Raw genomic sequence first — 23,814 nt, 5'->3', positions numbered from 1 at the left:
ATGTCCACGCACGACAGCACCACCGGCACCACCGCACCACGTTCTCCCGAGGCGCTGGAGCGCGCCCTCGCCCCGCTCGCGGCCGCTCTCGGCGACCGCCTGCTCACCCCGGCGGCGGCCGGGTTCGCCGAGGCGGCGACCGTGTTCGTGGGCGGTCCGCCCCGGATCCCGGCGGCGATCGCGCGCGTGCGCAGCACCGCGGAGGTCGGCACGGCGCTGGCCGTCGCCCGCAACGCGGGGCTGCCGCTCGCGGTGCGCGCCGGCGGCCACCACCAGGCCCGGCACGCCCTGGTCGACGGCGGCCTCGTGCTCGACCTCCGGCTCCTGGACGGCGTCGAGATCGATGCCGCGGCCGGCGTCGGCCGTGCGCAGGGCGGGGTGCTCGCGGGTGCCTACACGGCGGCAGCCGGTGCCCAGGGCCTGGCCACGGGGTTCGGCGACACCGCGACCGTCGGCGTCGGCGGCATCACGCTCGGCGGCGGGATCGGCTACCTCAGCCGGCGCGACGGCCTCACGCTCGACAACCTCCTGGGCGCACAGGTGGTGCTCGCGGACGGCCAGGTGGTGGAGGCCGGTCCGGACGAGAACCCGGACCTGTACTGGGCGCTGCGTGGTGGCGGCGGCAACTTCGGCGTCGTGACGCGTCTGGACCTGCGGCTGCGGGAGGTCGGTACCGTCACGGGCGGCATGATGATGTGGGAGCCGACGCCGGCCGGGCTGGCCACCATCCTGCGTGCCTTCGCCGAGGGCCCGGAGGAGTTCGCGGGCATGATCAACGTGATGGTCGCCCCGCCCGCGCCGATGATCCCCGCCGAGCTGCACGGCACGCCGGTGCTCATGGCGCTGCTGGTCCACTCGGGCACGTCCGCGGCGGCGGACGAGGCGCTCGCGCCGCTGCGTGCGCTCGGCCCGGTGCTCGACGGCGTCCGCGAGCTGCCGTACGCCGCCATGTTCGAGGGTGCGGGCGGTCCGCCGGCCGGCGGGGTCGGCGACGCGCGGACCGGGTTCCTCGGCCAGGGGGTCTGGGCGCCTGACGAGGACTGGGCCGCCGCCGCGATCGAGGCCGTGTCCGGGGCGGCCGGTCCGGCCGCGGTGAACATCCGGCCCATGGGTGGCGCGATCGGCCGGGTCGACCCGGCGGCGACGGCCTTCGCGCACCGCGACCCGGCCTTCATGGTGACGGTGGGCGGGAGCGCGCCGGCGGCCGAGGCGCTGCCCGTGACCCAGGAGTGGGTGGCGTCGGCGGCGTCGGCGCTCGGCGTCGCCGGCCGCGGCTACGTGAACTTCATGGGGGCCGCCACGGAGGAGGACGTCCGCAACGCCTACCCGGAGGCGACGCTCGCCCGGCTGCGCGAGGTGAAGCGGGAGTACGACCCCGGCAACCTCTTCGCGTCGAACCACAACGTCAGGCCCTGACGGCGTCGGCCCGGCCGGGTCCGGGTTTGGGTCGGGCCGGGTCCGGGCCGGCGGGAGCGTCCCGGAGGAACCTGCCCCGCGGAGGTGTGTTGCACACAGTAGACGTTGTCTACTGTGTGCAACACAACCTCGGAGGAACCTGCCCTACGGGGGTATGTTGCACGCGGTAGACGTTGTCTATGGAGCGCAACACAACCGCGGAGGAACCTGCGCTTCGGGGGTGTGTTGCACGCGGTAGACGTTGTCTACGGAGCGCAACACACCCCCGTGGGGCAGGTTCCCGGGCGCCGGTCTCGTCGTCGGCCGCGCGGCCGGACCGCCCGCACGGACCGCTCGCACGGCCGCACCGCTCGCACGGCCGCACCGCTCGCACGGCCGCACCGCCCGCACGGCCGCACCGCCCGCACGGCCGCACCGCCCGCGCGGCCACACCGCCCGCGCGCGTCAGGGAACCGTGTACCCCGCCGTCCGGAACATCTCGTACCACTCGGCACGCGTCAGGGGCACCTCCGACCCGAGCGCGGCACCCGCGACCCGCTCCGGGTTGGTCGTGCCGAGCACCACCTGCATCTGCGCGGGGTGGCGCGTGATCCACGCGGTGGCGATCGCGATGGCCGGCACGTCGTACTTCTGGGCCAGCCGGTCGATCACGGCGTTCAGCTCCGGGTAGTCCGGCGAGCCCAGGAAGGTGCCGTTGAAGAAGCCGGCCTGGAACGGGGACCAGGCCTGCACGGTGATGTCGTGCAGGCGGCAGTAGTCGAGCGTGCCGGAGTCCCGGCTGATCGACTGGTCCAGCCCCTGCATGTTCGCGGCCACGCCCTGCGCCACCAGGGGCGCGTGGGTCACCGAGAGCTGGAGCTGGTTGGCCACCAGGGGCTGCGTCACGGACTTGCGCAGCAGCTCGATCTGGCCGGGCGTGTGGTTCGAGACGCCGAACGCGCGCACCTTGCCCGCGGCCGACAGGTCGTCGAAGGCCCGCGCCACCTCGTCCGGCTCCACGAGGGCGTCCGGGCGGTGCAGCAGCAGGATGTCGATGTAGTCGGTCCCGAGCGCGGCCAGCGAGCCGTTCACCGACTCGACGAGGTGCTCATACGAGTAGTCGAAGTACGGCCCCTCGCGCACGATGCCGGCCTTTGTCTGCAGCACGATCTGCTCGCGCTCGGACGGCGTGAGCTGCATGGCCTCGGCGAACCGCTTCTCGCAGCCGTGCGGGCCGGAGCCGTACACGTCGGCGTGGTCGAAGAACGAGATGCCGGCGTCCCGGGCCGTCTTGACCAGGGTGCGCACCTCCTCGTCGGTCTTCTCCTGGATGCGCATGAGGCCGAGCACGACGTTCGGGACGGTGAGGTCCGTCCCCGGCAGGGTGAAGGTCTTCACGGGTTCTCTCCTGTGGTGGGTGCGGTGGGGCTCAGGCCGCCGACAGGCGGGCGACCTCGTCCGCCGTGAGGGTCAGGTCGGGTGCCTGCGCGGAGTCGCGGATGCTCTCCGGGCGCGACGCCCCGGGGATCGGCACGACGACGGGCGCCAGCGCCAGCTCCCAGGCGAGCGTCACCCGGAACGGCGAGACGCCGTGCGCGTCCGCGATCTCCTGGAACGCCGAGTACTCGGTGCCGAGCTCGCCCGAGCGGGCCAGCGAGATGCCGCCGAGCGGGCTCCACGGCAGGAACGCGATGCCCAGCTCGGCGCACAGCTCCAGCTCCGGCAGCGAGGAGCGGAAGCGCGGCGAGAACTGGTTCTGCACGGACACCAGGCGGCCGCCCAGGATCTCGTTGGCCTCGCGGATCTGGTCGGGGTTCGCGTTCGAGATGCCGGCCAGCTCGATGACGCCCTCGTCGAGCAGGTCACGGATGGCGCCCACGGAGTCGCCGTAGGGCACGGCCGGGTCGGGGCGGTGGAACTGGTACAGGCCGATGGCCTCGACCCCGAGCCGCTTGGCCGACGCCTTCGCGGCCTCCTTGAGGTACTCGGGCCGGCCGTCCTTGGTCCAGGACCCGTCCCCGGGCCGCAGGTGGCCACCCTTGGTGGCGACCAGGACGTCCGAGGTGTCGCCGCCGTAGGACCGCAGGGCCTCGGCGATGAGCGCCTCGTTGTGCCCCACCTCGTCGGCGTGCAGGTGGTAGGCGTCCGCGGTGTCGATCAGGGTCACGCCGGCGTCGAGGGCGGCGTGGATCGTGGCGATCGAACGGTCGCGGTCCGGCCGGCCCTCGATCGACATCGGCATGCCGCCGAGGCCGATCGCGGAGACGGAACGGCCGCCGATGGTGCGGAGCTGCATGAGTTCTCTCCTTGTGTCGCGACGTGTTCGGACCTGAGACTAGGAAGCCGTAACCTAGAAGTCCAACAACTGTGGATCATCATTCCTAGAACTGGTAGTGCTCAATGGAACTGCGTCAGATGGAATACCTCGTGGCCCTCGCGGACGAACGGCAGTTCACCCGGGCCGCCGAGCTCACCGGCGTCTCCCAGTCCGGCCTGTCGGCCGCCATCCGCAACCTCGAGGTCGAGCTGGGCACCAAGCTGTTCACCAGGACCACCCGCCGGGTCGAGCCCACCGAGGCGGGCCTGGCGCTCCTGCCGTTCGCCCGTTCCATGCTCTCCTCTGCGACGGAGGCGCGCGACGCGGTGGTCCAGGTCTCGCGCGAGCTCGCGGGCACGCTGCGGGTGGGCGCGGAGCAGTGCCTCGGCGTCGTCGACGTCGCCACACTGCTGGAACGCTTCCACCGGCGCTACCCGCGCGTGGAGATCGCGTTCCAGCAGGCGGGTTCGCACGAGCTGCTGGCCGGGGTGCGCGACGGCGACCTCGACGCGGCGTTCGTCGCGACGGCCGACCATGTGGGCGTGCTGCCGCGCACCGTGCTCGGTCAGGAGCCGGTGGTGCTCCTGTGCCCGCCCGACCACCCGCTGGCCGCCCGCGCGGCCGTGGACCGGGCCGACCTCGGCGGCGAGAGCTTCATCGACTTCCACCCGTCGTGGGCGATCCGCCAGCTCAACGACGACGCGTTCACCGCGCGGGGGGTGCGCCGCCGCGTGCGGTTCACGGTCAACGACGTGCACACGCTGCTGGACCTGGTCGACCGCGGCCTCGGCGTCGCCGTCGTGCCGCGGCACGTCGCGGCCAAGCCGCAGGCCGCCCGCCTGGTGGCGGTCCCGGTGGCGCCGGACGGCGCCGGGGACTGGATCGTCTCGCTGGTCACGACCCCGGACCGCAACTCACCGGCCCCGCACCTGACGGAACTCCTGTCGGACGCCCAGCCCTGACCGTCGAGTGCTGGATATTCGCCCTTTTCGGTGTGCCAAGAGGGCGAATGTCCAGCACTCAACGGGGTCAGCAGGTGAGGGTCGGGGAGAGCCAGTCGGCGCGGTCGTTGTAGCCGCCGTCGCCCGCGTCGCCCACCCGGAGCGACAGGTCGCGGACTCCCGTGACGTCCACGTCGAGCGCGACCGCCGCGCCCCGCTCCACCGTGCCGCTGCTCCAGAGGGTCGCGCCGTCGCCGACGACGTCGAACGTCGCCGTGCCGCCCTCCGGGCCGACCGTGCCGACGACGTCGTCGATGCCGACGCTGCCGGTCAGCGCGGTGCACGCGGCGCCGAGGTAGTACCGGACCGTGGACGGGCTCGCGACGCCGATCCCGGCCGGGTGCACGACGCCGGCGACCGTCAGGGGTGAGCCACCACCGACGCTCTGGTCCACGGTGGGTTCCATCCAGCCGCTGCTCGCACTCACCCACGGGTGCCGCGAGAGCACCACGTCGCCACCCGACGGTGCCGAGGGCGCGACGGTCACCCGGGCCGGCGGCGTCGTCACGGCCGGGCCGCCGGCAGACGAGACGGACGCGGCGACGTCGTAGCCGCCGGTGGGCGTGCCGGCCGGGACGGTCAGGGTGAAGGACACCGTGGCCGAGGTACCCGGCCGGACGGTCCGCGGGGTGCTGCCGGACGGGCGCGCCGTCCAGCCCTCGGGCGCGTCGAGCACGACGCGTGGGTCACGTACCGGGGTGCTGCCGTCGTTGTGCAGCGTCACCTGCGTGGTCAGCCGGTCGCCGGCGGCGGCCAGCACGTCGGTGGTCGGCGCGATGTCGTCGGCTCCCACGGCCGTGAAGACCGGCGGCGCGGCGACCAGCCGCGGGGCGCCGTCGGCCCGGGACGGTGTGACACGCAGCAGCGCCGCGCCGTGCGCGGGCACCGCGGCCCGGATCGTCCCGGCCGACTGCGTGCGGGCGTCCGTCCAGGTGTCCAGCACCTCGAACGCTCGGCTGCGCAGCCCCAGGTCACGGGCGGTCGTGGCCACCTCGGCGGCCCGGTCGCCGCGGTTCAGCAGCGCGACCGCGACGGAGCCGTCCGCCAGCGGCTTGGCCCAGGTCTCCGTGGTGCCGACCGGGCCCACCCGGGTGCCCTGGACGCCGAGCGGGTCCTGGTCGATCGCCAGCACGTCGTCGTCGAGCAGGATGTCCAGGGACTCCCGGCTCAGCGTGCGCGGGTCGCTGGAGATGACCAGCGGCGCGGCCGCGACGGTCCAGAGCGACATCTGGGTGCGGAACTCCTCGGTGGTCATGCCGAGCTCCGGGCCCAGGTAGTCCGGGTCGCTGAAGTGTCCCGGCCCCGCGACCTCGGGGTGCCGGGCGTTCGCGTCGAAGTTGCGCAGCACGTCCTTGAACTGGATCTGCCCCACGAACCCGACGTCGGTGTAGGTGCGCCACGACTCCGCGATCTCGGGTGCGTAGGTCCACGACCAGGTCGACTGCTGCTCCTCCGGGTAGTCGCCCCAGTCGGGCGACGTCACGGGGTTGCAGAGGTTGAAGATCATCGACCGGCCGGAGCTGTTGTTCCGCAGCGCCTGCGCGAACTCGGTGAACGCCTCCTGCGGGTCCAGGTCGGCGGTGATGCCGCACAGGAAGTCGACCTTGACGGCGTCGTACCCCCACTCGGCGAAGGTGTCGGCGTCGGTCTGGTAGTGGCCGCCGCTGCCCAGCCCGCACGTGCCCGGGATGTACGGGCCGGCGTCGGTGTAGATGCCGGCGCGCAGGCCGCGGTCGTGGATCTCGTCGGCCAGCGCCGCCATGCCGTCGGGGAACCGGTCCGGGTCGCCCTGGAGGCGGCCGTCGGTGCCGCGCGGCACGTCGGCCTGCCAGCCGCCGTCGAGCCACACGATGTCGTAGCCCGCCTCCGCGAGGCCGGACGACACCAGGAAGTCGGCCACGTCCAGGACCTCGTCGGCCGTGAAGTCGCCGCCCAGGCCGTAGTAGGTGTTCCAGCCCTGGTAGGGCGTGGGGCTGGGACCGGGCGCCGCAGGTCCGGCGGGCACGGCCGGGGCGGCGAAGGCGGCGCCCGCCGGCCCGGCCGCGGCCAGCGCCGTGGTGAGCAGGGCGGCGCTCGCTCGCGCCACCCAGGTCCGTACGGTGAACATCGGTCTCCTGACGTCGTCGTCGGCTCGGCCGGGGGGGCCGAGGGGAGGAACCCGCCCAGCATTCCGCCGGCCCCGGTCCGGGGGAATGCAGAGGACGACGTACCCGCCTGGACGATCCGACGCGCCGGGCGGACGTCGCCGACCGACCGGCGCCCGCCTGCCCGGCACCGGCCTCAGCGGTCGTGGGCGCCTTGCCGGAAGGCTGTCGGGCTGCACGCGTGCACGGTGCGGAACTGCCGGGAGAAGTAGAACGGGTCCGGGTAGCCCACCGAGCGTGCGATGTCGGCCACCGGCAGCTCCGTCGTGATGAGCAGCTCGCACGCCCGCGCCATCCGCAGCCGCTTGACGTACTCGACCACGCCACCGCCGGTCGCCGCCCGGAACCGCGCCGAGAAGTGCGACGTGCTCAGGCCGAACCGCCGCGCGAGCGCCGCCACCTCGACCACGGCGTCCAGGTGCGTGCGCAGGTACTCCTGGGCGGCGCGCACCGGCTCGCCGCGCACCGGGCTGCCCGCGGCGGCGTCGGCCCCGATCTGGGCGAGCACCGACCAGCCCGCGCCGGCGCAGCGCAGCAGGCTGGGGTAGGTCTCGTCGGCCTCCAGGGCGTCGACGACGCGTTCGAGGTCGGCGAGGACGCGGACCTGGTCGTGCACCTCGACCACGGCGACGTCGTCGGGACCCGCGTGCCGGGCCAGGTCGCGCTCGAACTCGCCCACGTCCGGGCCGCGCGCGTGCATCCACCAGATCGTCCATGGATCGTCGTCGTCCGCCCAGTACTCGTGGGGCACGCCGGCGGGGATGACGAGTGCCTGAGCAGCGTCGATGCGGTGCAGGCCGCCGGGGGTGCGGCACCACCCGCGCCCTGCGGCGGACACGATCACGATGGTCCCGACGGCGCCCCGCGCACGCACCCGGCCGTGGTTCGCGGCATGCGGGAAGTAGCCCGCGTCGGTGACCAGCAGACGCGACGCGGGACCGGCCTGGGACGCCGCCCGCACCACTGCGGACGGCAGCACCCGCAGGCGCTGTCCGGGGAACCCGTCACGGATGCGCATCCCCGGAGGGTAGCGCCGGGCCGGGGCCGGTGTCAGCACCCGCGGGAATCGTCGGATCGTCCAGGCAAGTGCGTCGATCCGTCGCTTCCCGGCGCACCGGACGGGTTCGTAGCGTCGGAACCATGCTCGATGTGGAGTCCGTGCTCGACCTGCCCGACCGGCCCGCCGACCTGGCCGGCCGGACCGCGGCCGCCTGGGAGGCGCCGCTCACCCTGACCACCTACGAACCCCTGCCGCCCGACCGGTTCCCGGCGTACCTGGACCGGCGCGTCTACCAGGGGTCGTCCGGCCGCGTGTACCCGCTCCCGTTCCACCACCAGATCGCCGACGAGCCCCACCCGCGCGAGTGGCGCGCCGTGCACCTGGAGAACGAGTGGCTCCGCGTCGTGGTGCTGCCGGAGCTGGGCGGGCGCATCCACGTGGCCCGCGAGCGTGGCAGCGGCCGGGACCTCTTCTGGACCAACCCCGTCATCAAGCCGGCGCTGGTCGGCCTGGCGGGTCCGTGGGTGGCCGGCGGGGTGGAGCTCAACTGGCCGCAGCACCACCGCCCGGCCACCTACCTCCCGGTGGACGTCGAGATCGAGGAGGAGCCCGACGGCGCCGTCGTCGTCTGGTGCTCCGACCACGACCCGTTCACCCGGATGAAGGGCATGCACGGCGTGCGGCTGCGCCCCGGCAGCGCCGTCCTGGAGCTGACGGTGCGGCTCTACAACCGCAGCGAGCTGCCGCAGTCGTTCCTCTGGTGGGCCAACGTGGCCGCCAAGGTCGACGACCACTACCAGTCGTTCTTCCCGCACGACGTGACCTACGTGGCCGACCACGCGCGCCGCGCGATCACGGCGTTCCCGCACGCCGACCGCCCCTACTACGGCGTCGACTACCCGGCGCTCGCGAGCGAGGGCGGCGACCGGCTCGACTGGTACCGCAACATCCCGGTGCCGACGTCGTACATGTGCCTGGGCAGCGACGAGGAGTTCTTCGGCGGGTACGGCCACGCGTCGGGCCTCGGGTTCGTGCACGTGGCCGACCGCGCGATCTCGCCGGGCAAGAAGCAGTGGACCTGGGGCAACGCTCCGTTCGGGCACGCCTGGGACGCGAACCTGGCCGACGACGGATCCCACTACGTGGAGCTCATGGCCGGGGTGTTCACGGACAACCAGCCCGACTTCGCCTACCTCGCCCCGGGCGAGACCAAGGTGTTCTCCCAGTTCTGGTACCCCGTGCGCGACGTCGGCCCGGTGGACCGGGCCACGCTGGACGCCGCGGTCCGGCTCGACCGGCCGGACGGCGGGACGGCGGCGCGCCTCGGCGTCGTCGTGCCGCGAGCCCTGGACGATCTGACGGTGACACTCACGGCGGCCGGCGCGGTGCTCGCCACCGACGTGGTCGACGTCGACCCGACGCGCCCCGCACTCCTGGAGCACGACGTCCCCGACGGGACGGGGCCGCTCACCGTCACCGTGACGCACGGCGACCGGACCCTGGTCACCTGGACCGAGCCCGCCCCCGCGGCTGCGGCTCCCGAGCCCGCCCCGGCGGAGGAGCCGCCGGCCCCCGACGAGGTCGGCACGGTCGAGGAGCTCGCCCTCGTCGCCACGCACCTCGACCTGTACCGGCACGCCACGCGTGCCCCCGAGCCGTACTGGCACGAGGCCCTGCGCCGCGACCCCGGGCACGTCGACAGCCTGGTGGGCCTCGCCCGCCGCGCCTACGCGGCGGGCGAGGCCGAGCGGGCCCGCGAGCTTCTGGAGCGCGCCGTCGCGCGGCTGACCCGGCTGCACCGCAGCCCCCGCGACACGACGGCGCTCTACCTGCTCGGCCTGGTGCGCGAGCAGCTGGGCGACGACGCGGGCGCCTACGACGCCTACGCGCAGGCGGCCTGGTCGCGCACCTGGCGCGCCCCGGCGGGCTACCGCATGGCGCGCGTGGACGCGCGCGCCGGCCGCCACGCCGATGCGCTGGCACGGCTCGACGACGTGCGCCGCACCGAGCCCGACCACCTCCAGGCGCTCGCCCTGAGCGTGGTCTGCCACGAGCGGCTGGGGCAGCACGCCGCGGCGGCATCGGCGCTCACGGCGGCCCGCGCGCTCGACCCGCTCGACGCCTGGCTGCGCCACCTGGCCGGCCTGCCGGCCAGCAACGACGCCCAGACCCTGCTCGACGTCGCGATCGAGCTCACGGCGGTGGGGGAGCACGACGCCGCCCTGGCCTGCCTGGAGGAGGCCGAGGCCCGCGAGGACCACCGGCCCCCTGGGCAGACCGCCGTCCGCCCCCTGCTCGCCTACCACCGCGCGCACGTGCTGCGGCTCGCCGGCCGCGCAGCCGAGGCCGCCGCGGAGCGGGCTCGTGCCCGGGCCCTGGACGCGACCTGGTGCTTCCCCGGCCGCCTCGCGGACGTCGCGGTGCTACGCGAGGCGGCCGACGCCGACCCCGCCGACGCCCGCGCCCGGTCCCTCCTGGGGCACTGGACCTATGCCGCCGGGCGCCGCGCCGACGCCCTGGCCCTGTGGCGGTCCGCCGTCGCCCTGGACCCGTCCGACGTCGTGGCCTGGCGCAACATCGGCCTGGCCGCCGTCAACCACGAGCGCGACCTGGCCGCGGCGGCGGCCGCCTACGACCAGGCGTGCGCCGTCGCGCCGGAGGACGCACGGCTGCGGTACGAGAGCGACCAGCTCGCGGCGCTGACCGGGGCGGCTCCGGCGGCCCGGCTGGCCAACCTCCTGGGGAACGACCATGCGCCTGCTGGGGGCGGGGCCCTCGACCGCGACGACCTCGCCGTCGAGGCCCTGCACCTCATGGTCACTGCGGGCCGCGCGGAGGAGGCCCTGACGATCCTCGGCCGCCGTCGGCTGCACCCGTGGGAGGGCGGCGAGGGGCAGGCGCTCCTGGCCTGGGACCGCGCGCAGACCCACCGCGCGCTCGACGCGCTCGCGGCCGGCCGCGCCGACGACGCCGTCGCCCACCTGCGCTCGGCCCTGACCCCGCCGTCGAACCTGGGCGAGGCTCGCCATCCGCTGGCCAGCACGGCCACCCTGCACCTGCTGCTGGGCGACGCCCTGGCGGCGGCCGGCGCGGCGGACGAAGCCACCGGCGCCTGGCGCACCGCCGCCGCCCAGCGGGGAGACTTCGTCGAGATGAGCACGCAGGAGCACGGCGAGCAGACGTTCTGGACCGTCCTCGCGCTGCGCCGCACCGGGGACGCCGCCGCCGCGGACACGCTGACGGCCGCGCTGCGCGCCTACCGCGACCGGTTCGCCGGCGAGGTGCCGCGCGTGGACTACTTCGCCACGTCGCTGCCCGACCTGCTGCTCTTCGAGGAGGACCCGCTGCGCGTGCGCGACCGGCGCGTGCTCTTCCTCGACGCCCAGCTCGCCCTGCTGGCCGACGACGCCATCACGGCCGGCGCGCTGCTGCGCCGGCCGGAGCTCGCGGCGTCCCGCCACGCGGCCGATCTGCGGCACGCCGTCGCGCGCCGGGGAGAGGCGTTGCTGCACGGGCCCGCCGCCGTCGTCGGGGAGGCTGTGCAGCAGGCCCCGGGAATCTGACGGGCGCGGACCGACCCGCGCCCGTGATCGCCAGAGGTACCAGGTGCACCAACGAGGGTGCACGAAGGAGGAACAACGATGTCCAAGCGAACGATCACCCGCCGCGAGCTCCTCGCGGGCGGCATGACGCTGGGTGCGGCGAGCCTGCTGGCCGCGTGCGTGGGAACCACGTCGGGCGGCAGCGGCGGGGGCGGGGGCGGCGCGAGCTCCGGTCTGGTCACCCTGCAGAACTCCATCCAGGACGCCGACCCCAAGGCCGCCCTGGAAGCCCTGGTCAAGGCCTACCCCGGCGGCGACGTGACGATGAACTCGGTGGCCACCGAGCAGTTCCGGGCGCAGCTGACGAACTACCTGCGCTCCGGCGACTCGCCCGAGGTGCTGAGCTGGTACGCCGGGTCCGTTGCCAGGTCCTACGCCGAGGAGGGGCTGCTGCTGGACGTCTCGTCCCTCTGGGAGGGCGACGGCGCGTGCGCGGGCTTCTCCGACGCGCTGCGCAGCCTGTCGTCCGACACGGCGGGCAAGCAGATCTTCGTGCCGACCAGCTACTACTGGTGGAGCGTGTTCTACAAGAAGTCGGCGTTCGAGAAGTGGGGCGTCGAGCCGCCCACCTCCTGGGACGAGTTCCACGCGCTGTGCGAGAACCTGAGCGGCCAGGGCATCGTGCCGCTGACCAACGGCCTGTCGTCCACGCCGTGGATGGCGTCCGGCTGGTTCGACTACCTGGACCTGCGGATCAACGGCGCGCAGTACCACCGGGAGCTCCTGGCCGGGGAGCATGCCTTCAACGACCCCGAGGTGGTGGCCGTCATGGAGGAGTACAAGCGGCTCATCCCGTACTTCGACAAGAACGCGGCGTCCTACACCGCGCAGGACGCCGCGACGCCCGTCGCCCAGGACAAGTCGGCCATGTACCTCGTGGGGGCGTTCGTCTCCGGCTACTTCCCCGAGGACCAGCGCGACGACCTCGACTTCTTCTCCGTGCCGGTCATCAACGACTCGGTGCCCACGGCGGAGGAGGCCCCGACCGACGGGTTCTTCGCCGCCGCGCGGAGCGACAACCACCAGGGCGCCCTGGACCTGCTGAGCTACCTCGCCTCCGCCGAGTCGCAGCAGCAGTACATCGAGCAGTCCAAGTCGTCCAACCTGCCCACCTCGCCCGACGTCGACACGTCGTCGTTCAGCCCGCTGGTGCAGAAGGGCATCGAGCTGCTGAACAACACCGAGGAGATCACCCAGTTCTTCAACCGGGACTCCTCCGACGCACTGCAGGCCACCGCCGACACCGCCCTGACCAAGTTCCTCGCCGAGCCCGACTCCATGAAGAGCGTGCTCGACGAGTGGCAGCGGGCGGCCGAGGGGGTCTTCGCGTCGTGAGCGCGAGACTCGCCCGCATCCCGCTGCTCGTCTGGGCGTTCCTGCTGGTCCCGCTCGCGATCGAGCTGTTCTGGGTGTTCTGGCCCGCGGCCAACTCGTTCTCGCTCGCCCTGACCCGCTGGGACGGCATCGGCCTGGCCGAGCCCGTGGGCCTGCAGAACTTCCGCGACCTGGCCGCCGACCCGATCTTCCTGACCGCCCTGCGCAACAACGTGATCTGGGTGCTCGGGTTCGGCGGCCTGTCCGTGGTGGGCGGCCTGGCCCTCGCGGTCACCCTGAACAAGCCCGGCCCGATGGTGAGCCTCTACCGCAGCGCCATCTACCTGCCGATGGTCGTCTCGCTCGCCGTCAGCGGCCTGTTCTGGCGCGTCATGTACGCGCCCGACGGGCCCATCAACGGCACGCTGGGGCTGCTGGGGCTGGAGCACCTGGAACGCCAGTGGCTCGCCGACCCCGCCGTGGCCCTCTGGGCTGTGCTCATCGCCGCCGTCTGGCGCCAGGTCGGCTACATCATGGTGCTGTACCTGGCCGGCCTCAAGGGCACCGACGGCACCCTGGAGGAGGCCGCCGCCGTCGACGGCGCGAACGCGTGGCAGCGGTTCTGGCGCATCGTCATGCCGCAGCTGCGCGGCGTGAACATGGTGGTCTTCGCCGTCACGGTCATCGACTCGCTGCGCACCTTCGACATCGTCTGGGCGATGACCCGCGGCGGGCCCTACAACGAGACCCAGCTCCTGAGCACCTACATGTTCCAGCAGGCGTTCACCACGGGGAACCTCGGCTACGCCTCCGCGATCGCCGTGGTCATCTTCGCGCTGGCGATCGGCTTCATCATCACCTACCTCGCCCGCCAGGCCCGGACGGAGGACTGACATGTCAGCACTCGCCCCACCCGCCTCCGGCACGCCCGCGGCGGTCCGCGACCGGCCCGCCCCCCGGCTGCGCAAGCCCCGGCCCGCGCGCTCGCCGTGGCTGCACGTCGCGATGCTCCCGGTCACGCTGCTGTGGCTCAGCCCGATCGTGTTCGTGCTGTTCGTCGCGGTCCGCTCCTACGACGACATCGCGGGCCGCGGCCTGGGCGCGTTCCCGGCCACGTTCAGTCTCGACGGCTTCGCCACGGCGCTGACGCAGGGCGGCGTGCTGCGCTCGCTCGGCAACAGCGTGCTGGTGACCGTGTGCGCGGTGCTCGCCTCGCTCGCCCTGTCGTCCTTCGCCGCCTACGCCCTGAGCCGGTTCGACATCCCCGGGCGCCGCACCATCCTGCTCACCATGCTCGCCGGGAACCTCCTGCCCCCGCAGATCCTGCTGGTCCCGGTCGCGTCCATCACCGCTGCCCTGGGCATCGGCGACACGCTGACCGCACTGGTCGTGGTGCAGGTCGGGTTCGGCATCGGCTTCTACACCTTCGTGCTGCACGGCTTCATGCGCGGCCTGCCGAACGAGGTCTTCGAGGCCGCCCGGCTCGACGGCGCCGGCCCCGGCGGCATCTTCTGGCGCATCGTGCTGCCCCTGTCGCGGCCGTCGCTGGCGGCGCTCGCGGCGCTGGCCACCACCTGGATCTTCAACGACCTGATCTGGGCGATGACGGTGCTGCGCACGGAGGCGAAGTTCCCGATCACGGCCGCCCTGCTCAACCTCCAGGGCGGCTTCTCGAGCGCGTGGAACGTGGTCGCGGCAGGATCGTTGATCGCGGCCGTGCCGACGGCCATCGTGTTCTTCCTGTTCCAGAAGCAGTTCGTGTCCGGACTACTCGTGGGGGCCAACAAGTGACCTGGACCCTGCCGACCCGCACGGGTCGGTACGTCGTGGCCGAGGCCCCGCGCGGGGCCGGCCTGGTCACCGTCGGCTGGGGGCCGGCCGCGGGCGAGGCGGTGCCGCCCGTGGCGGCGACGTCCTCCTTCGAGGCCGACCTCGACCTGCTCCCGCTGGAGGCCACCGCGCTCGGCACCCGCAACGTGCACGGCGCCGAGCTGGTGGTCCGCCGTGCGGACGGCGTCCGTGGCGCGCGCCTCGCCCTGACCGGCGAGGTCGTCCTCACCCAGGACGACGACGGCGGCACCCACCTGGCCTGCCCGCTCGCCGACGAGGTGCTCGGGCTGGCCGTGACCCTGCACCTGCGCACCCACCCCGCGCACGACGTCGTGGAGAAGTGGGCCGAGCTGCGCAACCACGCCGGGCAGCCGATCGAGCTGCTCCGGGGCTGGGGCGGGGCGTTCAGCGTGCCGACGTCGGGCGGGGCGGACGTCGCCCTGCTGGGCGGCGCGTGGTCACGCGAGCTCACGCCGTTCGCGGCGTCGCTGGGGGCGGGCACGCTGAGCATCGGCAGCCGCCAGGGCATCACGAGCCACACGTACGCGCCGGTGGTGACCGTGGTCCCCGCCGGGGCCGACGGCGTCCGGTACGGCGTCGCGCTCGCCTGGAGCGGCTCGTGGCGCATGGCGCTCGACGCCGTCCCCTTCGCCGGTCACGTCCGGGTCTCCGCGGGCCCCGACGACGAGTCCGGCATCCTCACCCTGGCGCCCGGCGACGCCCTGACCACCCCGGTCCTCGCGGGCGTCCGGGTCGAGGGCGACGCCGCCGACCTGGCCCAGGCCTGGCACGCCTACCAGGCGACGCTGGCCCGCACCCGGGGCCCCGAGCACCGGCCGGTGGTCTACAACTCGTGGTTCGCCACCACGTTCGACGTCCGCGTGGAGCACCAGCTCCGCCTCGCCGAGGCCGCCGCCGAGGTGGGCGCGGAGGTCTTCGTGGTGGACGACGGCTGGTTCCGCGGACGCACGAGCGACCGCGCCGCACTGGGCGACTGGGAGGCCGACACCGACCGCATCCCCGGTGGCCTCGGCCCGCTGGCCGACGGCGTGACGCGGCTCGGCATGCGGTTCGGCCTCTGGGTCGAGCCGGAGGCGGTGAGCCCGGACAGCGACCTGTACCGCGCGCACCCCGACTGGGCGCACCACGTCGCGGGCCGCCCGCTGGAGACGCTGCGCCACCAGTACGTGCTCAACCTGGGCCTGCCCGAGGTCGAGGAGTGGGTGCTGGGCACGCTGCGCCGCCTGCTGACCAGCACGGACATCACCTACCTCAAGTGGGACATGAACCGCTCCATCGCCGACGGCGGCCGCACGTCCCCGGCGGGCGACGACTGGTCCTGGCGCCACACCCACGCGTACTACCGGATCCTCGACGCCCTGCGCACCGAGTTCCCGCACGTGACGGTCGAGGCGTGCGCGGGCGGCGGCGGGCGCATCGACCACGCCGTGCTCGCCCGAACGGACGTGGTCTGGCCCAGCGACGAGACCGGGCCGCGCGACCGGCTCGCGATCCAGCACGGGTTCCTGGGCGTGCTGCCGCCCTGGACCATGAGCTCCTGGGTCACCGACCTGCCCGACCTGCTCGACCCCGACCGGGAGAGCGCGCCGGCGAGCCTGGAGTTCCGGTTCGTGGTGGCGATGGCCGGGGTGCTCGGCATCGGCGCGGACCTGCTGGGCTGGGACGACGCCACCCGCGGGCGAGCGGCGTCGTTCGTCGGGCTGTACCGCGAGATCCGGCCGATGGTGCACACGGGGCTGACCCGGCGGCACGGCGCACCGGCCGACGCCGCGTGCGCGGTCCAGTACACCGGGGAGGACGCCGTGGTCGTGCTGGCCTGGCGCCGCGCCGGGGACGCCGCGCTCACGGTCCACCTCGGCGACCTCGACCCGGATGCCCGCTACCGCGTGCGGGGCACCGACGAGATCCGCACGGGCAAGGAGCTGGCGACCGACGGCCTGGTCGTGCCGTGGACCTGGCGGGACTGCGACGTCGTCGTCCTGGACCGGCCGTGAGCATGGCCGCCGCCCGCCCGCTCACCGTCCGGACGGACCCCGCGCTCGGCGGCCGCTGGACCTCGTTGGCGACCCCGGAGCGCGAGTGGCTCTGGCGCAACCCCCGCGTCCCCGCGGCGGACCGGGTCGCGGTGGCGCCCGGCGACCCGTTCGTGGACGCGGGCGGCGCCGAGGAGTGCTTCCCCACGATCAACGGTCCGAGCGACCACGGCGAGGTCTGGTCGCGGCCCTGGACCACCGGCGCGCCGGGCGTGGCACGGGCCCGGGCCGGTGCCCTGGCCCTGACCCGCCGGCTCACCACGCACGACGGCGTGGTCCGTGCCGACTACACGGTCGACGGCCCGCCCGGCGCCGGCGTGCTGCACGCGGTGCACATGCTCCTCGACGTCGGCCCGGACGCGCGCCTGGAGGTCCCCGGACGCCCGGACGTGCTCGTGGTCGAGTGGCCCGAGCCGGGTGCCACGACCGCCACGACCTGGCCCGACGGCGGGGGAGTGCCGCTCGACGCCCTGGGGCCCGACGACGGCACCGCCCGGTGCGCCGTCGTGGCGACCGACCGGGTCGACGTCGTGGACGGCGCCGACCGCCTGAGCCTGCGCTGGGGCACGCCCGGCCCGGCCCCGCTCTCGCTCGTCGTCTGGCGCAACCTCGGCGGCTGGCCCGAGGGGAGCCCCTACCGCTCGATCGGCGTCGAGCCGCTGCTGGGCGCGGAGACGAACCTGGACCGCGCAGGGCGCGACAGGTCGGCTCGTCTGGACGGGCGCGGCCGGCTGGCGTGGTGGCTGGAGGCCACGGCGTCGCGCCCCGTCACGGCGTGAGGATCTCCACCCCGCTCGCCGTGAGTGCGTCGGCGATGTCGTCCGGCGGCCGGGTGTCGCAGACGAAGTAGTCGGCGCGGCCGAGCTCCGCGACCGTGGCGAACAGCCGTCGCCCGAGCTTGGTCGAGTCGGCGAGGACGGCGACCTGGCTCGCATGGTCCATCATGGACGCCATCATCGCGGCGTCTCCGAGGTTGCTCGTCGAGTACCCCGTGGCCGACACGGCGCCCACCGCGATCAGGGCGAGGTCGGCCTGCACGGCGATCTGCTCGCCCTTGCCGTCGACCTGGAAGCTCACGGGGCCCGTGGTCGTCTGCGTGATCGACCGCACCGACCCGCCGAACACGTACAGGTCGCGGTACGCCTCCGGCGGGGTCTCCGCGGGTATCCGGAGGTTGTTGGTAGCGATCGTCAGGTCACGGTGGTTGCGCAGGTTGCGGGCGACCGCCAGGTTCGTGGTGCCGCCGTTGAGCATCACCACCGACCCGTCCGAGACGATCTCCACCGCACGACGCGCGATCGCCTCCTTCTCCTCGACCTGCATGCGCAGCCGGACATCGAGACCGCTGTCCTTCGGCGCCGTGGACGACACACTCACCGCTCCGCCGTGGGTGCGGATCAGCAGACCTTCGGTGTCCAGCTGGTCGAGGTCGCGGCGCACGGTGTCGATCGACACGTCGAAGCGCTCGGCGAGCTGCGCGACGGTGACCTGGCCGTGCCGGCCGACGTACTCGGCGAGTGCGGCGCGCCGCCCGGCGGGCAGCTGACGTGCCCGCTCTCCTCCGTCGTCGCTGGTGCTCATGCAGGAATTTCTAGCATATGACGGCATCCCGAAGCGACCTAGGACGCAGGAAACAGCACCGTCGGAGGTGGGTGAAATGCTGTACCTGGGCCGCTCTCTACCGAGAACAGGCTGATCCGCGCCGGGGCTTGACCTTCACTTCTGCGAGGTCTACTGTCGAAAAAGCCGCAGGAACGCGCAAAGAACAGCGCAGAACTGCACGGACCAGAAAGAGGAGTGAGATGAGCAACGAAGCTCAAGTCAGGCGACGCGTCGGCCGGGTCGCGGGTGTCACCGCCGCCACCTTCGGCCTGCTCGCCGCCGCCGGGTGCGGTACCGGCGGGAGCGGTGGCGACTCCGGCGGCGACGTCACCATCGAGTTCGCCCAGTGGTGGGAGCCCGAGCTGCCCGATGGGGAGTTCCGGGCCTTGATGGACGAGTTCGAGCAGCAGAACCCCAGCATCACGGTCGAGCTGATCAGCGGTCCGTACGCAGCCACCAAGGAGCAGCTCTTCGCCGGTGCCGCCTCCGGCACGATGCCCGACGTCGTCGGCCTCGACGGGGCCTGGGTCAGCGACTTCGCGTCGCAGGGCGTGATCACGGACCTGACCGCACTCATGGACGAGGCCGGGTACGACGACAGCGAGCTGGCCAGCCAGGTCCAGGTCGACGGGTCCACCTACATGATCCCCGTCGTCAACTTCGTCTACCCCATGTTCACGAACGACGCCCTCCTGGCGGACGCCGGGGTGGACGCCCCGCCGACGAACCGTACGGAGTTCGCTGACGCCGCCGCGGCGGTGACTGCTCTCGGCGACGACACGAGCGGCTGGATCCTCCCGCTCTCGCTCGAGACCCCCAACGGTGTCCAGAACGACGTCATGTCGTGGACCTGGGCCTCCGGCGGCACGATGCTCGCTGACGGGCAGCCCGACGTCACGAACGACGACGTCAGGTCGACGGTCGAGTACGTGCAGGGCCTGTGGGACGACGGCGTGATCGCTCCCGGCTCGTTCACGATGAAGGAACAGGACAAGGTCGAGGAGTTCACCAACGGCCGCGTCGGCATGATGATCGACTCGCTGGCGCACATCAACCTGATCCGCGACGCCAATCCTGACCTCGAGTTCTCGGTCTCGGCGATCCCCGCCGAGGACGGCTACGAGGGTGAGCGCGGTATCCCGTACGCGTCCTGGGGCATCGGGGTCGCCGAGAGCTCGGAGCACCCGGAAGAGGCCTTCAAGCTGGTCGAGTTCCTGATGAGCCAGGAGACCAACTCCGAGCTGTCCTCGATCGCGAAGGCCTTCCCTGGCAACAAGAACTCGACGCCCGACTTCGTGGCCGACGACGAGCTCTTCGCTGACGCGTTCGAGATCTACCAGGCGGGCTACCCCGCCAACGAGTTCACGGGACTGCCCGTCGCCGAGCAGCTCATGCGCCTGTTCGGCGAGCAGCTCCAGGTGCTCCTGGACGGCGGGCAGACGGTCGACGAGACGCTCGACAAGACCCAGGCGGCGTGGGAAGCGGAGTTCTAGGTCCCGGTGATCTCATGCCGTGCCGCGGCACCGACCGCGGCACGGCACCTCAGAGGAGGAGCAGCGAGCAAATGCAAGACGTGATCGTCGCGCCCGCCCCGCCGGCCGCGCCCATCGAACCATCCCGCAGGCGCAGGCCGTTGAGCCGGGCGGTCGAGCCGTACGGCTTCCTGGTACCGACCCTCGCCCTCATGTTCGTACTGATGATCATCCCGGTCGTCCTTGTCGTGGGCTACTCGGTCATGGACAACGTGATCCTGAACGCGACCCCGGAGTTCGTCGGCCTCGACAACTTCGTCACGGTCCTCACCGACGGCGCGTTCCTGACCGCGACCGGGAACACCCTCTTCTTCACGGTGGTCAGCGTCGCGGCGCACCTCCTGATCGGCCTCTGCTTCGCGATGCTGCTCAACAGCCCGCTCATCGGCAGCGTCCCACGCGCGGTCTTCCGCGCCCTGTACATCCTGCCGTGGCTGTTCACGGCAGCAGTGATCGCGGTGCTGTGGCGGATGCTGCTCGCGCCTAACGGTGTCATCAACTACCTGCTGAGCACCGATGTCGAGTGGCTGGCCTCGCCGGCCCTCGCGCTCGGCACGGTCACGTTCATCAACATCTGGGCCGGCTACCCGTTCTTCATGGTGAGTCTGCTCGCGGGCCTCCAGGGTGTTCCGGCCCAGCTCCACGAGGCGGCGACGGTGGACGGCGCGAACGCCTGGCAGCGGTTCTGGAACGTGACGATCCCTCAGCTCAGGCCGATCATCATCAGCCTGACGCTGCTGGACCTCATCTGGACCTCGCAGCAGTTCGCACTGATCTGGATGACGACCGGCGGCGGTCCCGTCAACGTGACCGAGATGCTCAGCACCTACACCTACAAGCTGGCGTTCAGCCGCTACGAGTTCTCGCTCGCCTCGACGAGCGCGGTGCTGGTGCTGCTCATGTCGATGGTGCTCGCGTTCTTCTACGTGCGTCACCAGAAGGCGGGGGACTGATCATGACCATGTCCGGGACAGCACGCCGGCGCTCTCGCCAGCGGGTCGGCGTCATCATCGGTCTCGTGCTCGGGGCGATCTTCGCCGCGGCACCCGTACTGTGGATGCTCGCGAGCTCGTTCAAGTCCAACACCGAGATCTTCGAGCTCCCGCCCCGCCTGATCACCGGCAGCTTCTCCTTCGACGCCTACGCCGCGATCTTCGGCGACCCCGAGAAGGTGCGCTTCTTCGTCAACAGCTATGTGGTGTCGATCTCGGTCACCGTGCTGACGCTGCTGGTGGCGATCCACGCCGCCTACGCGTTCAGCCGGTTCGACTTCCCCGGCAAGCGGGTGATCAACATGGTGATCGTCAGCGTGCAGGCGGTCCCGCCGATCACGCTGCTGATCCCGTACTTCGGGCTCATGGTCGCGCTCGGCCTCTACAACACGTATCCCGGGCTGATCCTCACGTACATGGTCTTCACGCTCCCGTACGCGATCGTCATGATGACCGGCTATCTCAACACGCTTCCCAAGGAGCTCGACGAGGCCGTCCGGATGGACGGCGCCGGGTCGTTGACCGCGCTCTGGCGCGTGCTCGTCCCGGTCTCGGTGCCCGGCATCGTGTCAGTCGGTGTCTACACGTTCATGATCGCGTGGAACGAGTACCTCTTCGCGCTCACACTGACCCGCACCCAGGACATGCGCACGGTCCCGATCGGCATCCAGCTCCTCATGGGACAGCACTCGTACGAGTGGAACGAGCTCATGGCGATGAGCATCCTCGGATCCGTCCCGGTGCTCGTCCTCTTCCTCTTCTTCCAGCGCTTCTTCATCAGCGGACTCACGTCCGGTTCGGTGAAGAGCTGACTGCCCGACCTACCACCGCACACAAGCATCGGAGAACACACAGTGCTCATCAACGGCAAAGCCCTGCTCGACGTCGCCAACGCGAACAGCTTCGCGGTCCCGGCGTTCAACATCAGCGACTGGGCCATGTTCACCGGCATCATGGACGTGAGCGAGGAGCTCGAGGCTCCCGTCATCATCGCGATCCACCCCGACGAGGTGAGCCATGTGACGACGGACCTCATCCAGGCCATCCGCGCCCGTGCGCACCGCTCGTCGGTGCCCGTCGTCATCCACTGGGACCACGGCGGTACCTACGAGCAGATGCTGGTCGCGATCCGGTCCGGGTTCACGTCGGTGATGATCGACGCCTCGCTGCTGCCGTTCGAGGAGAACGTGGCGCTCACGAGGAAGGTCGTCGACACCGCGCACGTGGTGGACGTCTCGGTCGAGGGTGAGCTCGGCACGATCGGCGCCAACGACAGCTACGGCGAGGCGGGTGCCGCCGAGATCGCCTACACCGACCCCGCAGACGCCCTGCGCTTCGTGCAGGAGACCGGCGTCGACAGCCTCGCCGTGGCGATCGGCACGTCGCACGGGCTCTACCCGGCACAGAAGAGCCCCGAGCTCAAGCTCGACCTGCTGCGTGAGATCAAGGGCCTCGTCGGCATCCCCCTGGTGCTGCACGGCGGCTCGTCGAACCCTGACGAGGAGATCGGCCAGTCGGTCAAGCTCGGCGTCAACAAGATCAACATCTCGAGCGACATCAAGGTCGCCTACCACGAGCGCCTGCGCGAGGTGCTCGGTACCGACCGCAAGCTTCGTGAGCCCAACGTGATCCAGCCCGGTCCGATCGCCGCCCTGAAGGTCACCGCCGCCCAGAAGATCCACCTCTTCGACGCCGCGGGCAAGGCCACTCTCTACTGAGAGAGTCGTTCATGCGTACCTCGATAGTGCTGGGGCTCGGCGGGACGGTCGACTACGAGCTCACCTGGGACTCCCGCGTGCTCGAGTCGATCGCGGCCGAGCAGGGGATCGCGGCCGGTGAGCTGGATCCCGCGATCCCCGTGGTCGACGAGCGCAGCCTGGTCGTCTCGATCCTCGGCTACCTGCGCGACGGCGTCGGCGGGGAGCGGTTCGTCGCGAGTCCCGAGATCCTCGACGCGTTCGCCGCCCGGTTCGATACCCGGATCACGCTGGGCGGCACCTGCGTGCGTGCGGCGATCGCCATGCGCTCACTCGGCGTCGAGTCGCTCGTGCATCTGGTCAGCATCGACGACCACGTGCGCCGGCTGCTGCCCGACGGCGTCTCGTACGTGTGCAGCGCCGACGAGGACTCGACCGACCCGCACCTGATCGTGCAGTACCCGGCGGGTGCGAGGATCCGGGTGGGGGACACCGAGATCGTCACCGAGCACCCGAACCGCCTGATCTACGTCAACGACGAGCCCAACCGGGAGCTCGTGCTGAGCGACGAGCTCGACACGCTCGTGCCGCAGGCCCGGGTCTTCCTCGTGTCGGGGTTCAACACGATCCAGGACGAGGCGCTGCTCGAGGACCGCCTCCGGCACACCGAGCGGCTGCTCGGCACGCTCCCGGCCGGCGGCGTCTCGATCTTCGAGGACGCCGGCTACCACGAGCCGGCGTTCAGCCGCCGCGTACGCGAGGTGATGGCCCCTGCCGTCAGCGTGTACTCGCTCAACGAGGACGAGCTGTTCGCCTACCTCGGCCACCGCTTCGACCTCCTGGACGTGGACGCGGTCGAGGGAGCGCTGCACGACATCAGGGCACTGATCCCGACGCGCAGCCTCGTCATCCACACGAAGTACTGGGCGCTGGCGCTGGGTGAACGCGCCCAGGAGCTCGCCGAGGCGGTCCGCGGCGGCATCCTGATGGCGAGCACGCGGTATCTCGTGGGCGACGGCCAGACGGCCGAGGACTACGCCCGCACCGCCGTGATGGAACCCCCGGTGCGTGGCGTGGCCTTCGCCGGCGAGCTCGAGCGCCGGTTCGGCACGTGGCTCGCCTGCCGGCCGGCTCTCGTCCTGACGACGCGGACCCCGACGACGATCGGACTTGGCGACGCCTTCGTCGGCGGCTTCATCGCGGCCCTCGCCAGGAACCGGGTGGCGAAAACTCTTCCAGTGTAAGAATTTCTGGGTACGGTCGTCCTGCGGCGCTGTGGGCGCGGCGGCGACGTGGCAGCCGCCGTGGGTGCCGCGTCGCCGCCATACCGAACG

Annotated in this window: 18 protein-coding genes; 13 read left to right on the top strand and 5 right to left on the bottom strand. The window is 72.3% G+C overall.

The window, feature by feature from the left end; all coding sequences use genetic code 11:
• Complete coding sequence (locus ACIBBF_RS04665) at positions 1 to 1,416, top strand: FAD-binding oxidoreductase (RefSeq protein ID WP_397410994.1); 1,416 nt, start codon at positions 1 to 3, stop codon at positions 1,414 to 1,416.
• A 444-nt stretch (positions 1,417 to 1,860) separates the two neighbouring features.
• Here the strand turns inward: ACIBBF_RS04665 and ACIBBF_RS04660 are convergent, their stop codons facing one another.
• Together ACIBBF_RS04660 and ACIBBF_RS04655 are read right to left on the bottom strand one after the other, a co-directional pair.
• Positions 1,861 to 2,793 (bottom strand): aldo/keto reductase family oxidoreductase, encoded by a 933-nt coding sequence (locus ACIBBF_RS04660; protein WP_397410992.1) that lies wholly within the window; start codon positions 2,791 to 2,793, stop codon positions 1,861 to 1,863.
• Positions 2,794 to 2,824: 31 nt separating this feature from the next.
• Positions 2,825 to 3,691: an aldo/keto reductase gene (locus ACIBBF_RS04655; RefSeq protein ID WP_397410990.1), complete on the bottom strand. Its 867-nt coding sequence runs from the start codon at positions 3,689 to 3,691 to the stop codon at positions 2,825 to 2,827.
• A gap of 119 nt (positions 3,692 to 3,810) precedes the next feature.
• On the opposite strand from ACIBBF_RS04655, the gene ACIBBF_RS04650 reads away from it, so the two are divergent.
• Positions 3,811 to 4,674 carry a LysR family transcriptional regulator gene (locus tag ACIBBF_RS04650; RefSeq protein WP_397410988.1) on the top strand — a complete coding sequence of 288 codons (864 nt, stop codon included), beginning with the start codon at positions 3,811 to 3,813 and terminating at the stop codon, positions 4,672 to 4,674.
• Between the two features lie 67 nt (positions 4,675 to 4,741).
• Here ACIBBF_RS04650 and ACIBBF_RS04645 read toward each other — a convergent pair whose 3' ends face one another.
• A complete protein-coding gene (locus ACIBBF_RS04645) occupies positions 4,742 to 6,820 on the bottom strand; it encodes an NPCBM/NEW2 domain-containing protein (RefSeq protein ID WP_397410985.1) in 2,079 nt (692 codons plus the stop codon).
• 173 nt (positions 6,821 to 6,993) lie between these two features.
• Entirely contained in the window at positions 6,994 to 7,875 is an 882-nt protein-coding gene (locus ACIBBF_RS04640; RefSeq protein WP_397410983.1) for a helix-turn-helix domain-containing protein, read from the bottom strand.
• A gap of 122 nt (positions 7,876 to 7,997) precedes the next feature.
• On the opposite strand from ACIBBF_RS04640, the gene ACIBBF_RS04635 reads away from it, so the two are divergent.
• The 6 genes from ACIBBF_RS04635 (at position 7,998) to ACIBBF_RS04610 (ending at position 17,436) form a co-directional block, all read left to right on the top strand.
• Entirely contained in the window at positions 7,998 to 11,420 is a 3,423-nt protein-coding gene (locus ACIBBF_RS04635) for a DUF5107 domain-containing protein (RefSeq protein ID WP_397410981.1), read from the top strand.
• 78 nt (positions 11,421 to 11,498) lie between these two features.
• On the top strand, positions 11,499 to 12,794 hold the full coding sequence (locus ACIBBF_RS04630) for an ABC transporter substrate-binding protein (protein WP_397410979.1): 1,296 nt from the start codon (positions 11,499 to 11,501) through the stop codon (positions 12,792 to 12,794).
• Positions 12,791 to 13,666 (top strand): carbohydrate ABC transporter permease, encoded by an 876-nt coding sequence (locus ACIBBF_RS04625; RefSeq protein WP_397410977.1) that lies wholly within the window; start codon positions 12,791 to 12,793, stop codon positions 13,664 to 13,666. The genes ACIBBF_RS04630 and ACIBBF_RS04625 overlap by 4 nt, the downstream gene beginning before the upstream one ends.
• Before the next feature lies 1 nt (position 13,667).
• Positions 13,668 to 14,564, top strand: coding sequence for a carbohydrate ABC transporter permease (locus ACIBBF_RS04620; RefSeq protein ID WP_397410975.1), 897 nt, complete (start codon positions 13,668 to 13,670; stop codon positions 14,562 to 14,564).
• Positions 14,561 to 16,618, top strand: coding sequence for an alpha-galactosidase (locus tag ACIBBF_RS04615; protein ID WP_397410973.1), 2,058 nt, complete (start codon positions 14,561 to 14,563; stop codon positions 16,616 to 16,618). The genes ACIBBF_RS04620 and ACIBBF_RS04615 overlap by 4 nt, the downstream gene beginning before the upstream one ends.
• Positions 16,615 to 17,436, top strand: a complete 822-nt coding sequence (locus tag ACIBBF_RS04610; RefSeq protein WP_397410971.1) for a hypothetical protein — start codon at positions 16,615 to 16,617, stop codon at positions 17,434 to 17,436. The genes ACIBBF_RS04615 and ACIBBF_RS04610 overlap by 4 nt, the downstream gene beginning before the upstream one ends.
• Here ACIBBF_RS04610 and ACIBBF_RS04605 read toward each other — a convergent pair.
• Positions 17,426 to 18,238, bottom strand: a complete 813-nt coding sequence (locus ACIBBF_RS04605; protein ID WP_397410969.1) for a DeoR/GlpR family DNA-binding transcription regulator — start codon at positions 18,236 to 18,238, stop codon at positions 17,426 to 17,428. The genes ACIBBF_RS04610 and ACIBBF_RS04605 overlap by 11 nt on opposite strands.
• Before the next feature lie 221 nt (positions 18,239 to 18,459).
• On the opposite strand from ACIBBF_RS04605, the gene ACIBBF_RS04600 reads away from it, so the two are divergent.
• From ACIBBF_RS04600 to ACIBBF_RS04580, 5 genes are all read left to right on the top strand, one after another.
• Positions 18,460 to 19,752, top strand: a complete 1,293-nt coding sequence (locus ACIBBF_RS04600; protein WP_397410967.1) for an ABC transporter substrate-binding protein — start codon at positions 18,460 to 18,462, stop codon at positions 19,750 to 19,752.
• 71 nt (positions 19,753 to 19,823) lie between these two features.
• A complete protein-coding gene (locus tag ACIBBF_RS04595) occupies positions 19,824 to 20,744 on the top strand; it encodes a carbohydrate ABC transporter permease (RefSeq protein ID WP_397410965.1) in 921 nt (306 codons plus the stop codon).
• An 8-nt stretch (positions 20,745 to 20,752) separates the two neighbouring features.
• Entirely contained in the window at positions 20,753 to 21,595 is an 843-nt protein-coding gene (locus ACIBBF_RS04590) for a carbohydrate ABC transporter permease (protein ID WP_397410963.1), read from the top strand.
• Positions 21,596 to 21,637: 42 nt separating this feature from the next.
• Positions 21,638 to 22,501 carry a ketose-bisphosphate aldolase gene (locus ACIBBF_RS04585; protein ID WP_397410961.1) on the top strand — a complete coding sequence of 288 codons (864 nt, stop codon included), beginning with the start codon at positions 21,638 to 21,640 and terminating at the stop codon, positions 22,499 to 22,501.
• Positions 22,502 to 22,512: 11 nt separating this feature from the next.
• On the top strand, positions 22,513 to 23,724 hold the full coding sequence (locus ACIBBF_RS04580) for an ADP-dependent glucokinase/phosphofructokinase (RefSeq protein ID WP_397410959.1): 1,212 nt from the start codon (positions 22,513 to 22,515) through the stop codon (positions 23,722 to 23,724).
• Positions 23,725 to 23,814: the final 90 nt, after the last annotated feature.

The organism is Promicromonospora sp. NPDC050880, assembly GCF_044456525.1.
In the GTDB taxonomy this organism is placed as follows: domain Bacteria; phylum Actinomycetota; class Actinomycetes; order Actinomycetales; family Cellulomonadaceae; genus Promicromonospora.
Note: the sequence above shows the minus strand (reverse complement) of the source record. Positions and strands in the feature narration are given on the sequence as shown.

What these genes read in the sequence shown, in the direction of transcription:
- ACIBBF_RS04655 (WP_397410990.1), bottom strand. Translation starts at nt 3,691, where the DNA reads ATGCAGCTCCGCACCATCGGCGGCCGTTCCGTCTCCGCGATCGGCCTC.
- ACIBBF_RS04630 (WP_397410979.1), top strand. Translation starts at nt 11,499, where the DNA reads ATGTCCAAGCGAACGATCACCCGCCGCGAGCTCCTCGCGGGCGGCATG.
- ACIBBF_RS04590 (WP_397410963.1), top strand. Translation starts at nt 20,753, where the DNA reads ATGTCCGGGACAGCACGCCGGCGCTCTCGCCAGCGGGTCGGCGTCATC.
- ACIBBF_RS04595 (WP_397410965.1), top strand. Translation starts at nt 19,824, where the DNA reads ATGCAAGACGTGATCGTCGCGCCCGCCCCGCCGGCCGCGCCCATCGAA.
- ACIBBF_RS04600 (WP_397410967.1), top strand. Translation starts at nt 18,460, where the DNA reads ATGAGCAACGAAGCTCAAGTCAGGCGACGCGTCGGCCGGGTCGCGGGT.
- ACIBBF_RS04650 (WP_397410988.1), top strand. Translation starts at nt 3,811, where the DNA reads ATGGAATACCTCGTGGCCCTCGCGGACGAACGGCAGTTCACCCGGGCC.
- ACIBBF_RS04605 (WP_397410969.1), bottom strand. Translation starts at nt 18,238, where the DNA reads ATGAGCACCAGCGACGACGGAGGAGAGCGGGCACGTCAGCTGCCCGCC.
- ACIBBF_RS04620 (WP_397410975.1), top strand. Translation starts at nt 13,668, where the DNA reads ATGTCAGCACTCGCCCCACCCGCCTCCGGCACGCCCGCGGCGGTCCGC.
- ACIBBF_RS04665 (WP_397410994.1), top strand. Translation starts at nt 1, where the DNA reads ATGTCCACGCACGACAGCACCACCGGCACCACCGCACCACGTTCTCCC.
- ACIBBF_RS04635 (WP_397410981.1), top strand. Translation starts at nt 7,998, where the DNA reads ATGCTCGATGTGGAGTCCGTGCTCGACCTGCCCGACCGGCCCGCCGAC.
- ACIBBF_RS04580 (WP_397410959.1), top strand. Translation starts at nt 22,513, where the DNA reads ATGCGTACCTCGATAGTGCTGGGGCTCGGCGGGACGGTCGACTACGAG.
- ACIBBF_RS04640 (WP_397410983.1), bottom strand. Translation starts at nt 7,875, where the DNA reads ATGCGCATCCGTGACGGGTTCCCCGGACAGCGCCTGCGGGTGCTGCCG.
- ACIBBF_RS04645 (WP_397410985.1), bottom strand. Translation starts at nt 6,820, where the DNA reads ATGTTCACCGTACGGACCTGGGTGGCGCGAGCGAGCGCCGCCCTGCTC.